10 protein-coding genes and 1 tRNA gene are annotated in these 13576 nt (G+C 67.9%); 2 read left to right on the top strand and 9 right to left on the bottom strand.

The features are described 5' to 3' along the window. Positions 1-16 precede the first annotated feature (16 nt). From C1706_RS03040 to tmk, 8 genes are all read right to left on the bottom strand, one after another. Positions 17-3226 (bottom strand): DEAD/DEAH box helicase, encoded by a 3210-nt coding sequence (locus C1706_RS03040; RefSeq protein ID WP_164987404.1) that lies wholly within the window; start codon positions 3224-3226, stop codon positions 17-19. A 193-nt stretch (positions 3227-3419) separates the two neighbouring features. Continuing rightward, the gene (locus tag C1706_RS13935; RefSeq protein ID WP_164987403.1) at positions 3420-3593 is read right to left on the bottom strand and encodes a hypothetical protein; all 174 of its coding nucleotides are present in this window, start codon (positions 3591-3593) and stop codon (positions 3420-3422) included. A gap of 242 nt (positions 3594-3835) precedes the next feature. Beyond that, complete coding sequence (locus tag C1706_RS03035; RefSeq protein WP_129457745.1) at positions 3836-4288, bottom strand: DUF4429 domain-containing protein; 453 nt, start codon at positions 4286-4288, stop codon at positions 3836-3838. 115 nt (positions 4289-4403) lie between these two features. Further along, a tRNA-Thr gene (locus C1706_RS03030) sits at positions 4404-4479 on the bottom strand. Positions 4480-4511: 32 nt separating this feature from the next. After that, positions 4512-5945, bottom strand: a complete 1434-nt coding sequence (locus C1706_RS03025) for an alpha/beta hydrolase (protein WP_129457744.1) — start codon at positions 5943-5945, stop codon at positions 4512-4514. Positions 5946-5966: 21 nt separating this feature from the next. Beyond that, positions 5967-6728, bottom strand: a complete 762-nt coding sequence (locus C1706_RS03020) for a DoxX family protein (protein ID WP_129457742.1) — start codon at positions 6726-6728, stop codon at positions 5967-5969. An 86-nt stretch (positions 6729-6814) separates the two neighbouring features. Next, positions 6815-7972 (bottom strand): DNA polymerase III subunit delta', encoded by a 1158-nt coding sequence (locus C1706_RS03015; RefSeq protein WP_129457740.1) that lies wholly within the window; start codon positions 7970-7972, stop codon positions 6815-6817. Further along, positions 7969-8673 carry a dTMP kinase gene (gene tmk / locus C1706_RS03010; protein ID WP_129457738.1) on the bottom strand — a complete coding sequence of 235 codons (705 nt, stop codon included), beginning with the start codon at positions 8671-8673 and terminating at the stop codon, positions 7969-7971. The genes C1706_RS03015 and tmk overlap by 4 nt, the downstream gene beginning before the upstream one ends. Before the next feature lie 111 nt (positions 8674-8784). Between tmk and C1706_RS03005 the strand changes: the two genes are divergently transcribed. Next, positions 8785-10257 (top strand): catalase, encoded by a 1473-nt coding sequence (locus C1706_RS03005; protein ID WP_129457736.1) that lies wholly within the window; start codon positions 8785-8787, stop codon positions 10255-10257. Between the two features lie 84 nt (positions 10258-10341). Further along, positions 10342-10758: an NUDIX hydrolase gene (locus C1706_RS03000; protein ID WP_194074880.1), complete on the top strand. Its 417-nt coding sequence runs from the start codon at positions 10342-10344 to the stop codon at positions 10756-10758. A 68-nt stretch (positions 10759-10826) separates the two neighbouring features. Here C1706_RS03000 and topA read toward each other — a convergent pair whose 3' ends face one another. Continuing rightward, a complete protein-coding gene (gene topA / locus C1706_RS02995) occupies positions 10827-13571 on the bottom strand; it encodes a type I DNA topoisomerase (protein ID WP_241653399.1) in 2745 nt (914 codons plus the stop codon). Positions 13572-13576: the final 5 nt, after the last annotated feature.

Below are 13576 nucleotides of genomic sequence, written 5' to 3'. Positions count from 1 at the left end.
GCTCCTCGTTGGCCGCTCAGGTTGCCGAGTCGACGCCGAGCAGGCCGCGGATGTCCTCCCCCGACAGCGGGGCTGGGGCATCGGATGCGGCACCGACCACCTGGTCGAACAGGTGCCGCTTCCGCGCCTGAAGGGCGATGACCTTCTCCTCGATCGTGTCGGTGGACACCAGCCGATACACATTCACCGGCTTGTCCTGGCCGATGCGGTGAGTCCGGTCGATGGCCTGGTTCTCGGCCGCCGGGTTCCACCACGGATCGAGGATGAACACGTAGTCCGCTTCGGTGAGGGTCAGGCCAAAGCCGCCCGCCTTGAGGCTGATGAGGAACACGGGGGCGTCACCTTCACGGAAGGACGCGATACGGGCTGCCCGGTCGCGGGTGCGCCCATCGAGGTACTCGTACTCGATGCCCTCGTCCTCCAGCCGTTTCCGGACCAGCCCCAAGAACCCGGTGAACTGGCTGAACACCAGGGCGCGATGCTGCCCGGCGATCACCTCGGTGAGGGAGTCCAGGAGCGCGTCGATCTTGGCGGAACTGGCGGGCAGTTCCTCATCGATCAGCTTCGGTGCGAGGCACAACTGGCGCAGCAAGGTCAGCGACCGCAGGATCGTGATGCGGTTGCGGGCCAGGTCATCGACGAGGCCGAGCACCTTTTGGCGTTCGCGGGCCAGGTAGCGGTCATACAGGCGCCGGTGTGCCGGGGCGAGTTCGACCGCGATGATCTGCTCCTGCTTTTCGGGGAGTTCGGCGGCGACGGCTGCCTTCGTCCGGCGCAGGATCAGGGGCTTGATGCGCCGATGGAGCCGGGCCAAGGCGTCGGCGTCCCCCGCCTCGATGGGTTTGCGGAACACGGCGGTGAACGCCTTCGGATCGGGGAACAGTCCCGGCGCGGTGATCGACAGCAGCGACCACAGGTCCATCAGGTTGTTCTCCAGCGGGGTGCCGGTGAGCGCGATCTTGCTGCGGGCGTGGAGCTTGCGGACAGCCTTGTGTGCTTGGGCTCCGCGGTTCTTCACGAACTGGGCCTCATCGAGCAAAACCACCGACCAGGTCAGGTCGGCGTACTGTTCGGCCTCCAGCCTCAGGAGCGTGTAGGAGGTCAGCACCACGTCGGCGTCCTGCGCCAGTTCGGTCACCGAGGCGCCGCGGCGCTTCTGGGTTTCGGTGACGGCGACCACGCGCAGGTCGGGAGCGAATGTGGCCGCTTCGTGTTCCCACGTCCCCAGTACTGAGGTGGGGGCCACCACCAGCATGGGAGCGGTGAGTTCTCCTTGCTCGTGGAGGGCTTGCGCCAACCCGAGGGCCTGCACGGTCTTCCCCAGGCCCATCTCGTCGGCAAGGACACCCCCCAAGCGGGACGCGTACAAGAACCGCAGCCAGCGGTAGCCGACTTCCTGGTAGGGGCGCAGGCTGGCGCGTAGCCGACGTGGCGGGGGGAACTCCGGCAGCGCGTCGGCGTCCAGCAGGGCGGAGACGGCCTCGTTCCAGGCCGCGGACTGTTCGGCCACGACACCCAAGGAGACGAGTTCTTCCCACAGCCCCGCCTGTTCGGGGCGTAGCCGCAGCGTGTCGCCGTCCCGGTCGACGAGTTGGCGCGCCTCCTCGATGAGGACGCGGAGTTGGTCGAGTTCGGGGTGATCGAGGGCGAACCAGGTGCCCGAATCGAGCAGCAGGTGATCGTCACCGACGGCCAACGCGGTGAACAGGTCCGTGAACGGGACGGTTTCGCCGTCGATGGTGACGGTGATGTCGAGGTTGAACCAGTCCCCAGACGCCTCGTCGGTGACGGCGAGTTCGATACGGGGCGCCTCTTCGGCTTCCCGGTAGTGCGGGATCTCGCCGGTGCGGGCGACCTCGACGCCGTCGAGCGCGGCCAGGCGTGGCAGCACGTCCGTCACGAAGGCGAACAGTGCCCGTCCGGTGAGGAAGGCGGGGCGGAGGTCGGCGCGTCCGTCGGTGGCCTCGAACGACCAGGGCCCAGGCGGCACGGACGCGATGAGGCGCTCCTCGGCCACCTCGTCGCGGACAGGAGGATCGGTGACGGCTTTAGCCAGGCCCAGGTCGTAGCTGCGCTCCCCGACCTGGTAGCGCCAGCCCCACCCGACCGTCGCGTGCCGACGCCCCACATCGACGCGGCAGATCAGGGTCGGCGGGGACGCCTCGGGCATGTTCAGGTCGTCGGCGACGCTGACGTTGAACCTGCGGCGCAGTTCGGGCAGGTAGGCCTGGGTGAACAGGCCCGCTTCGGCTTGGGGAACGGCGATGGGCCCGGAGCGAACGAACAGGTCGTGTTCGGTGTCTCCCAGCGGGGTCGTCAACGGCCCGAGCAGGAGCCGGTCGTCGAGGCGCAGGGCCAGCCCGTGCGCGGGATGCCCGAGGAAAGCCGAACGGGGCGGGGCCAACGCCACGCCGTCGGGACCGACGACGGTCGGCGTCACATCCAAGCCATCCGCGGAGTGACGCACGATCACGGTCGGTTCGAACGCGCCGGGGGTCATGATCGGGGGCAGGGTTTGCCGCCGCGCATCGGTGCCTGAGAGCAGGGGGATGCCGCGCTCTTGGGCGAGGGTCAGCAGTTCCCACAGGTCGGGTGGGAGTTCGTCGAGGGGTAGCGCGTCGGGGCGATAGCCGTAGGCGTACCCCGAGCGGGCGCGCGCCTGGATGAACCCGAGCAGCACTTCGCGTTGCCCTGGGGCGAAACTGGCGGGGTGTTCACGCACGTCGTCCCAGGAGGCGTCCGCTTTCACCCAGGCATGCCGTTTGCCTCGCTTCAGCGGACGCAGCGTGAGGCCGAAGCCGGTCTCGTTGACCTGGAGGGCTACCTCGTCGCCACCGGAGCCACCCGGATGCGTCGACGTGTCCACGCCGAGGGCCTGCGGGTGAGCGGTCGCCAGCAAGGGACGCAACGCGGATTGCCAGCCGCTCCCCCCTTGCTCGCTACGAGCCTGCTCGAGGACGGCGACGGTGTGCTTGCAGTCGCGACGCTGGGGACACGTGCAGGTGGCCACCAACGGCCCGGTCCCGCCCCGCCGGACACAGGACGCCTGATAGACCTCACCGGCGCTCCCCCGCACGCGCGCCATGATCAGGTCGCCGGACACCTGCAGCCGCCCCACGCGGCCCTCCTGCTGGTATGCGCGACCCCGGGCGAGCGTCGCCGTACCGAAATGGCGCGCCAACTCGTCCTCGGAAAGCCCCGTGGGCCAGTCAGGAAGGGTGCTCATGGCTAACGGCCAGCCTACGGGTGAGAGGCAAATCGAGACGACACCCATCCGATCCGAGTCTCACCTGGGCCGCGCCCAGGTGCGGCCACGGCGACGCGGCGTCGCGCGCTCCCCTCCCCGAGATGTGCAACTCAGAGGCAACGGGAGCAGCCGAACGAGCGACGTTTGACTTCCACACCCGACTGAGTAGGCACTAACCGTTCGATGCCGTCACGATCATGCCGCCCATGTTCTCCTTGAGTGACAGGACGTACCGCGAGTTGATAATCCAGTTGGGGCCGACCAGGAGGTGCACCTCGACGGGAAGTCGCTTGAGGGCTTGGACCGCTGCAGAGACATCCGCGGAGGACAAATAGATAGAGAACACATCGCGCTCGCTGCAGGTGCCGGACTGGACCGCCAACTGGACTTGATCTGTCTGCCTCCAACGCTCGCAATAGAAGCCGGTCCTTACAGCGGCATCCTTAAGCGCTACGACGGAATCAAAACTCATGTCGCCTGGGCGCTGAGAGGGAGTCGAGGTCGGTGAAGGCGCCTGCGCGGCTACGCACCCTGCTAGCAAGAGTCCGATGAGCGGGAGGACGAGCTTTCTCATGTCTACTGTCCTTGTCAGATGCGGCCGAGGATGTCGGCCTTCTTGGCTGCGAACTCTTCCTCGCTGAGGATGCCTTGGTCGCGGAGCAAGGCCAGCTTCTGGAGTTGGTCCGCGGGGTCGATCGCACTTCCCGTCGGCGCCACTAGTGCCTCACTGATCGCATCGTGCAGTTCCACGAAGACATCCTGTTGTGCCTTGGTGAATAACACGGAGTTCTCATCGTTTGCCGCAGCCATAGTCCGATTGCCTTTACAGGCCAGAGACTCGCGGCCGCCGCTGATCGTGAACTGGATAAACCCATTCGTGAAGCCACCCGGAGGCTTCAACTGAACCGCCGAAACCGAGCGGATCGGGATGCGCTTCTCTCCGCGGCCAAACGCGCTGCGCGCCATGAACCCCTCGCGGGCGATGACGATGACCGTGCCATCGAATGTGACCGTACCGTTGTGCCCCCTGGCTGTGATCAAAACGACGATCCTGTCAGATGACCGACGACCCTGGGCGTGAAATGGAACGCTTGCCGAACCTCGCCGGGTGAACAGAATCGCTCTGCGCTCGCATCACGGCGGACGGATTGCCACATGGAGCCACCTAGCGGATTCGAACCGCTGACCTACGCTTTACGAGAGCGTCGCTCTACCAACTGAGCTAAGGTGGCGCGCCCTGAACGATCAGGACCGAGGCCATACTCTAGCAACGCTGCGGCTCTACTGCGAACCCGGGGCCTTCTGCGGTCAAAGCGCCGACTACGGCGGCGTCAACGCAGGCCGCGCCCCGGCGAAACGCGCCATGTCCGTCGCCGTCGCGGGTGACCAGCACCGCCCCACGCAGATCGGACACCAACCCCACCGCACCGGTGTACGGAGTCGCAGGATCACCCGTGCTGGCCACGACCACGATCGGGACGCTGAGCCCCACGGCGGCACCGGTGGGTGGCGTCGAGGGCGCCGGGAACCCCACGCACACCAGGTCCGGCCCCAGAGCTTCACCCAGCACTGGTGCGACGCCCGCTTCGGCTTGCCAGGCAGCCAACGCGGCATCGGCGGTACGCACGGGGCTGTCGGCGCATCGGGTCGCCCGGAAAGCCCCCAGCAGCCCGCCGTAGTTGCCGTTGGCCGTGCGCCCGTTCCAGACGTCCGCGACGGACAAGAGCGGGGCACCATCCCCAGCCTCGGCGGCGTCCAATGCCGAACCGAGCGCGGCGATCCCGCTGCCACCGGGGTACAACAACGCGGCCACCCCTGCCGCCGCCAGCGGACGCGTCAGCGCACGCTGCCCGACCGGCATCGGTGACGCCCAGACCCGATCCAGCAACGCCTGGACGCGCCCCGTCCACCCGGCGCGGACCAGCGCGGCATCGAATCCCGCCGACTGTGGATCCCCGGGACGCGTCGCGGCGACCGGCGCGTCCAGGACCATCGCGGCAACCTGCGAGCCGTACCGCTCGGCATAGGCGACGCCGACGCGCGCCCCCTCCGAAATCCCCAGGAAGCGCAGCGGCTCACCCGTGAGGCGGTCGCGCACCGCCTCCACATCCCGCGCTTGATCAGACGCGCTCAGATGGTCCACGAGCGCCGCATCATCGTCACGGCACGCCTGCGCGAAGCGCGCGGAGGCGTCCTGCAGGCCAAGCCAGGCCGCATCGGTGAGGCTCGCGTCCGCGGCCCTCACACCGGGCGCGACCGCGTCGAGGGCGACGAAGGCGTCCGCGTCCGCGCCGTCCAGGCAGGTGAGCGGGGCTGATCCGCCGACCCCGCGTGGATCCCAGGCGATCAGATCGAAGGCCTCCAAGCCGGTGCGATCCACGCTCGCAAGACGGGCCCTCCCCGAAACGCCAGGGCCTCCCGGGTGGACGATGATCGCGCCGCGCCGCGGCAGGGTCGCTGGACGCATCGCCACGGCGAGACTGACCTGACGGCCGTGCGGGTAGACCGGATCCAACGGAACAGGCAGCGTTGTGCAGCGTCCGTACTCACAGTCGCGCCAGACCGGGGCGGGCGCGCTGGGTTGCGTCGTGGAGTCACCAGGCGACGCGGACGCGCACCCCGCGAGCATCGAGGACGCCGTCACCGCGCTCGCCAGCCAGGCAACCCCCAGGCGACGAGGGCGACGGTTCCCGCTCACGGTCGCGGCCAGACGACAGGCCTACTCGGCGGAGCGCCGCGAACGGAAGCCGCGGTCCACCGACCAGCCGCCACCACCCAGCAGCAGGAACAAGATGCCGACGGCGACAAGCAGCAATTCCAACTCCCCGTTGAACCCTGCCGAACCGGGAACGAACGGCGACCACGGGCCCCACTGGACGAACGCCAGCGCGCCACCGGCGATCAGCGCGATACCCAGGCCCGCGACGCGGGTGAGCAGACCGAAGACGAGCGCGATCGCGATGCCGATCTCGGCGGCGCCAATGACAATGGCGAGGATGCCGGGAACGGGCAGCACCGTGTTCTGCAGCGTCTCGGTGGCGGCCGGAAGGTTGAGGAGCTTGTTAGCGCCGTGAACGCCCATGATCGCTGCGCTCACCAGGCGCAACAAGAACAGGCCCAAGGATCCGGCCCACTTGTCGTTGCTGCGCTGGAGCACCGTGACGGTCTCCGCGACGGGGGCGGGCGGGCGGACCGTCCCCCCGACCACGGGGGCGGCGGCAGCGACGACGACCGGTTCGGGTTCCGGCTTGGGGGCCAGCGCTTGAAGACGCTGCTGACGACGCGCGGCCCGCTCGGCCACCAGCCGGTCATGCTCGGCGCTGACAGCCGGATCCGCGGTCAGCAGATCCTGGGGGGCTTCGGGTGCGGACGCGGCGCTCACCGGTGCCGGGGTCGGCGCCGACGCGCTCGCCGACGGGGCGGTGTCCGCAGACCAATCGTCGCCGGGCACGCCCTGCTCATCGCTGCGATTCTCGGCCATGGGGAAGTCCTTTGCCTTGGAGGAAACACTCCTCACCATCGTTGCAAAGCTGGGCACGGTTGCCCCGCAGCGACACGGTTCCACGCTCAGGCGTGTAGGCCAATCATCAGCGCCTCCATGGCTAGCTGCGGGGCAACATTGGTTTCCAGCGCCTCCCGGGCCGCCAGGATCGCGTCCAGGCTCGTCACGGTGCGTTCGGGGGTGGTGCGCCGCGCCAGGTGTGCCAGATCCGGTTCCATGTCGGCGTTCACCAGGCGCGCGGTCGCCCCCGTCTGGAGCGCGAACACGTCACGGTAATAGCTGGTGAGTTCACTCAGCACCCGATCCAACGCATCGCGCTGGATCCGTTTGGCGCGGGCCTTCTGCTGATCCTCCAACTCCCGCAACGCGGCCTGCGCATGGCGCGGACGCCCGCCCTTGGCGCCGATGCCCAGCGCCTCCGACAAGGCGGTGCGCTCGGAGACGTCCAGTTCAGCGGTAGCTTCGGCGGCTTCGGCCGTGGCGGCCTCGACGAGGTTCGTCGCCGCTTGCAGGCAGGCGCCGAGCGTCCGTAGCTGTGCAGGGATCCGCAGGATCTCCGCGCGACGGCGGCGCGCGTCCTCGCTGCGGGCAATCGCCCTCGCGCGGCCGATGTGCCCTTGCGAGACGCGCGCAGCGTGGGCGGCCATCTCGGAGGGGATGCCGTCTCGTTCGATCAGCAGCGTCGTGATGGCGGCCTCGCTTGGCGTCGTCAGCGACACCGCACGGGCGCGGGAGCGGATGGTGACGACCACGTCTTGCGGAGTGGGGGCACACAGCAGCCATACGGTGCGCGGTGCGGGCTCCTCCACCGCCTTCAACAATGCGTCGGCGCCTCGCTCGGTCACGCGGTCGGCATCTTCGACGACGATGACTTGGTGGCGACCCAGTGTGGGGCTCATGGCCGCACAACGCACCAGATCGCGGACCTCGTCCACACCGATAGACAACTGCTCGGTGCGCAACAACGTCACATCAGGATGCGCCCCCGACAAGGACGTCCGGCACGCGTTGCAGACCCCGCACCCGCCCTGTTCGCATTGCAGCGCGGCCGCGAACGCGCGGGCGGCGTTCGAACGGCCAGACCCGGGCGGGCCCGTCAGCAGCCAGGCGTGGGTCATGGAGTTCTTCTCCCCCATGACGGCGCGGCGCAGCACCTCGACGGCGCGCTCCTGACCGACGAGATCCGACCACACGCCGGACCCGGCAGGCGGGGATGCACTCATGGGGCCAGTGTGCCCTCGACGTCGGACGTTTCCGCGCCGAACAGGGCTCGCAGTGCGCCGCGTCGGTCGACCTGCAGCGTCTCGGGATCCTCGGACTCCAAGCGCTCGAACCGCGCGCGAATCTGCTCCTGGATCGCGGTGATGCTGGCGCGGGCGTCCACGACGAGATACCGGCCAGGATCGCGCTCCGCCAGGCGGAGGAAGTGAGCGCGCGTGCGGGCATGGAAATCGTCGTCGGCGGATTCCAACCGGTCACGCTCCCCGATGGTCGCCAGCCCCTCGACCGGATCCAGATCGAGCAGGATGGTCAGGTCCGGGACGAGGTGGTCGGCCGCCCACCACGCGATCGGTTCAAGGTCGGCGAGGTCGAGCGTCCGTCCGGCGCCCTGGTAGGCGAGCGTCGAGTCGATGTAACGGTCACAGACCACGACCGCTCCGCGCCCCAGCGCAGGCTTGATCGTGGTATCGACGTGGTGGGCGCGGTCGGCCGAATACAGCAGCGCCTCGGCTCGGGGCGACAGATCGCCGGTGGCCGGGTCGAGCAGGATCGCGCGAATCTTCGCCCCCACAGGACCCTCACCCGGTTCCCGGGTCAACACGACGTCACGACCACGCCCCGTCAACCACTCAGCGAGGAGGGCCGACTGGGTCGTCTTGCCCGCCCCGTCGCCGCCCTCGAACACTATGAACCGTCCCTGCATCCGTTCATCCTAGGCGGACAAGGATCGGGAATATCCGCATCCACGTCGGTGTTCGCCTACATGTAAGGAGTCGTCTACGTCCCCAACGGACTCCACGGAAAGGACAAAGCCGTGACCACTTCATCGTCTTCCCACCCGTCCCAGACCACCGGAGGTGCTGTCGCCGAGAGCGACGCGCATTCCCTGTCGGTCGGTGCTGATGGCCCGATCGTCTTGCACGATGTGCACTTGGTCGAGACACTGGCTCACTTCAACCGCGAGAACGTCGTCGAGCGGCGTCCGCACGCCAAGGGCGCTGGCGCTTTTGGCCACTTCACGGTGACCCACGATGTTTCCCAGTACACCAAGGCTGCCGTCTTCCAGCCGGGCACCCAGACCAAGACGCTGCTGCGGTTCTCGACCGTTGCGGGCGAGTTGGGCTCCCCCGACACCTGGCGTGACGTGCGTGGCTTCTCGCTGCGCTTCTACACCACTGAAGGCAACTACGACCTCGTCGGCAACAACACGCCCGTCTTCTTCCTGCGTGACCCCATCAAGTTCCCACACTTCATCCGTTCGCAGAAGCGTCTGCCCGCGAGCGGCCTGCGCGACAACACGATGCAGTGGGATTTCTGGACGCTCTCCCCGGAGACCGCCCACCAGGTCGCCTACTTGATGGGTGACCGCGGCCTGCCGAAGACGTGGCGCAACATGAACGGCTACGGCTCCCACACCTACATGTGGGTCAACGCGGCCGGTGAGCGGTTCTGGGTGAAGTACCACTTCCACACCCAGCAGGGCATGGAGTACCTCAGCAATGAAGAGGCCGCCACCATCGCCGGGCAGGACGCCGACTATCACCGCCGCGACCTGTTTGAGTCCATCGAGCGCGGCGATTTCCCGAAGTGGACGCTCTCGGTGCAGATCATGCCTTACGAGGACGCCAAGACCTACCGCTTCAACCCCTTCGATCTGACGAAGACCTGGTCGAAGCAGGACTACCCGCTGATCGAGGTCGGCGAGTTGGAACTCAACCAGAACCCCGACAACTACTTCGCCCAGATCGAGCAGGCGGCGTTCGCGCCGTCCAACATCGTCCCGGGTATCGGGTTCTCCCCCGACAAGATGCTGCTGGGTCGTGTGTTCGCCTACGCGGACGCGCAGCGCTACCGCATCGGGTCGAACTTCCACCAGCTTCCGGTCAACCAGCCGATCGCGGTTCCCGGCGGCCAGGAGAGCGCCAACCACTACATGTTCGACGGGCAGATGGCGTTCTACCACTCCGGTGATGCGCCGGTGTACGCCCCGAACTCGTTCGGGCGTCCGTACTCCGACTGGCAGGGCACCCCGGCCGAGACGTGGGAGGCCGATGGCGAGATCCTGCGCTCCGCGAACACTCTGCACGCCGAAGATGACGATTTCGGTCAGGCAGGGACACTCGTGCGCGAGGTCTTCGATGACGCTGCCCGCGACCGCCTCGTCGAGACGGTCACCGGCGCGCTGACGGGCGTCACCGGCGAGGTTCTCGCCCGGGCGATCTGGTACTGGAAGTCCATCGACCCGACGGTCGGCGCCCGGATCGAGGCGAACGTGAACGCTCGCTGACGCGACACACACGTCGACCTGACGGGGTCAGCCCTCCGGGGCTGGCCCCGTTTGTCGTGGCCGTCCGGGCTAGAGTCATCCCCCGTGAGCTTGTTCGTGGTGTCCGTGACGTTCCGCAACGCCAAGGGGGATCTCCTGCTGGTCCGCAAGCGAGGCACCACCGCGTTCATGCTGCCGGGCGGCAAAGTCGAGCCGGGCGAAACGCACCCGCAGGCGACCGTCCGCGAGGTCGCCGAGGAACTCTCCCTCACCCTTGATGAGTCCGACCTGACCCTGCTGGGCCACTGGTCGGCTGGGGCCGCCAACGAACCTGGCCTGACCATTACCTCCGACGTGTTCCTGGCCCCGCTGGCCGGCGAACCGGTGGCGTCCGCAGAGATCGAAGAACTGCGCTGGCTTCCCCTCACACCCGACGCGGCCACCGCGCCCGCGTTGTCGCCCATGCTGGTGGAACACGTCATCCCCGCCTTGCTTCAGCGCCCCCTCGGGCCGCGCGGCTAATCTCGCGCTCAGCCCCAGACGCCTCACAGCCCCTCGCGACAGCCCCTGCGCCGACGAGGTGAGGCTGCTCAGGACGCCGAGGGCTTCTTCGCAGCGGGCTTGCGCGTCGTCGTGCGGGCAGCGGGCTTCTTGGCGGCCGTGGTCGCCTTGGCCGTCGTGGACGCCCGACGCGTGGTCTTCTTGGGGGCAGGCCCCTTGGCGCGCTTCTCGGCCAGCAGTTCAGCGGCCCGCTCCAACGTGATGTCCTCCACCGAATCCGACTTCCGCAACGTGGCGTTGTACTCGCCGTCCGTCACGTAGGCGCCGAAGCGGCCGTCCTTCACCACGACCGGCTTGCCCGAGTTCGGATCCTCACCCAACTCCTTCAACGGGCCCGCCGCGGCGCGGCGTCCCCGCTGCTTGGGCTGCGCGTAGATCGCTTCGGCCTGCTCCAACGTCACCGTGAACAACTCGTCTTCGCTGGTCAGCGAGCGATAATCCGTGCCCTTCTTCAGGTAAGGGCCATAGGGGCCGTTCGCGGCGGTGATCTCCTTGCCCTCCGCGTCGGCGCCCACCAGACGGGGCAGCGTCAACAGTTTGAGCGCTTCCTCCAACGTCACCGTGTCCAGCGACATGTCCTTGAACAGGGACGCCGTGCGCGGCTTCTGCTTCTTCGGGGCGTCCTCGGGGAGCACCTCGGTGACGTAAGGGCCAAAGCGTCCGTTCTTGGCCACCAGTGGGTTCCCCGACACGGGATCGGTGCCCAGTTCCTTCGTGGCCCCCGAGGGCGTCTCCAACAACTCCCGCGCCTTCTCGACGGTCAACTCGTCAGGGGGCAGATCCTCGTCGATGTTGGCGCGGTTCCCGTCGGCGTCCTCCAGGAAGGGACGGAACTTCCCGACCCGCACCTCGATTCCCGAACCGTTGTCGTGGACGGGCGCGAACGTCGCGATCTCGCGCGGATCGATGTCGCCCAGTTCCTCCACCAACGTCAGCAGGCCCTGATAGCCGTTCTCGCCCTGCGTCCCGAAATAGAAGTCCTTCAGAGTTTGCAGCCGGTCGGCCGAACCGTTCGCGATCTCGTCGAGGACGTCTTCCATCTCCGCGGTGAACTGGTAATCCACCTGGCGCGGGAAGTGCTCCTCCAGCAGGCGCGTCACCGCGAACGCCAGCCACGTCGGGACGAGGGCCGAACCCTTCTTGAAGACGTAATCACGCTCGGTGATCGTGCGGATGATCGACGCGTAGGTCGACGGCCGCCCGATCTCCAGTTCCTCCAGCTTCGCCACCAGGGACGGCTCGGTGTAGCGGGCCGGCGGGCGCGTCGCGTGCGGTTCGGCTTCCACCCCGGCCACGTCGAGGGCGTCCCCGACACTGAGCGCGGGCAGTTGGGCGGTCGCGTCGTCGGATGCATCGCCCTCCTCAATGCCTTGGACGTAGGCCCGGAGGAACCCGGGGAACGTGAGCGTGCGACCCGAGGACGTCAGCGCCGCCGTCGCGACGTTGACGATCTCACCGGTGGTGGCATCGGTCACGTCCACGGCCGCCTTGAGCGTCGCCGTCATCCCGATGGAGACGGTCTGCCCCTCGGCGTCACGCATCTGCGAGGCAACCGTGCGCTTCCAGATCAGGTCGTACAGGCGCAACGCGTCCCCGCGCAGCCCCGTCTTGTCGGGGGCGGTGAAGCTGTCCCCGGCGGGGCGGATCGCCTCGTGGGCCTCCTGCGCGTTCTTCACCTTCGAGGCGTAGGTGCGGGGCTTGTCGGGCAGGTAGGAGGAGCCGTACAACTCCTTCACCGCCGCCCGGGCACCCTGCACGGCGGTCGCCGACAGCGTGATCGAGTCGGTACGCATATAGGTGATGTGGCCGCCTTCATACAGTTCCTGAGCCACCGACATGGTGCGCTGCGCGGTGAATCCGAGCTTGCGGCCCGCGTCCTGCTGCAGCGTCGTCGTCCGGAACGGCGGGTAGGGACGCCGCGTGTGCGGCTTGGCTTCCACCGAGTCCACCGTCACACCGGCGCCCGTCAGGCCGTCGGCGAGCGCCTGCGCGGCCGCGAGGTTCAGGTGCAGTGCCTTCTTGGCGGTCAGGACGCCGAGGCTGTCGAAATCGCGGCCCGCCGCGACCTTCAAGCCTGCCGCGGAACTGACCCGTGCCGTGAACGCGGACGGCTCCGCGTCGGCACCGGCATCAAGCGTGACCTCCAGGTCGGCGTAATCGGCCGAGACAAACGCCATGCGTTCGCGCTCGCGGTCCACGATGAGCCGGGTCGCGACCGATTGCACGCGTCCGGCGGACAGCTTCGGCTTGACCTTCTTCCACAGCACCCGACTGACCTTGAAACCGTAGAGCCGGTCGAGGATGCGGCGCGTCTCCTGGGCGTCGACCAGGTCGATGTCCAGATCGCGCGGGTTCGCGACGGCAGCCCGGATGGCGTCGGGGGTGATCTCGTGGAACACCATGCGCTTGACCGGAACCTTCGGCTTGAGCTCCTGCAGGAGGTGCCACGCGATGGCCTCACCCTCGCGGTCCTCATCAGTGGCCAGGTAGAGCTCATCGACGTTCTTCAAGGCGTCCTTGAGTTTACGGATCGTCGCCTTCTTGGCCGTCTGCACCACATACAGCGGCTCGAAGTCGTTGTCGATGTCGACGCCGGTCGTGGCCCAGTCCTGCCCCTTGTACTTGGCGGGCACGTCGGCGGCGTTCTTGGGCAGGTCACGCACGTGGCCGACGGACGCTTCGACCACGTACCCATCGCCCAGGTATTGCGCGATGCTGCGCACCTTGCCGGGGGACTCGACGATGACGAGCGCGCGCTTATTGTCAGTTGCCACGATGT

Source organism: Propioniciclava flava (assembly GCF_004126535.1).
Lineage (GTDB): Bacteria > Actinomycetota > Actinomycetes > Propionibacteriales > Propionibacteriaceae > Propioniciclava > Propioniciclava flava.
The sequence above is the reverse complement of the archived record's forward strand: the minus strand, read 5'-3'. Positions and strand labels throughout refer to the sequence as shown.

What these genes read in the sequence shown, in the direction of transcription:
- tmk (WP_129457738.1), bottom strand. Translation starts at nt 8,673, where the DNA reads ATGCAGGGACGGTTCATAGTGTTCGAGGGCGGCGACGGGGCGGGCAAG.
- C1706_RS03040 (WP_164987404.1), bottom strand. Translation starts at nt 3,226, where the DNA reads ATGAGCACCCTTCCTGACTGGCCCACGGGGCTTTCCGAGGACGAGTTG.
- C1706_RS03015 (WP_129457740.1), bottom strand. Translation starts at nt 7,972, where the DNA reads ATGAGTGCATCCCCGCCTGCCGGGTCCGGCGTGTGGTCGGATCTCGTC.
- C1706_RS03020 (WP_129457742.1), bottom strand. Translation starts at nt 6,728, where the DNA reads ATGGCCGAGAATCGCAGCGATGAGCAGGGCGTGCCCGGCGACGATTGG.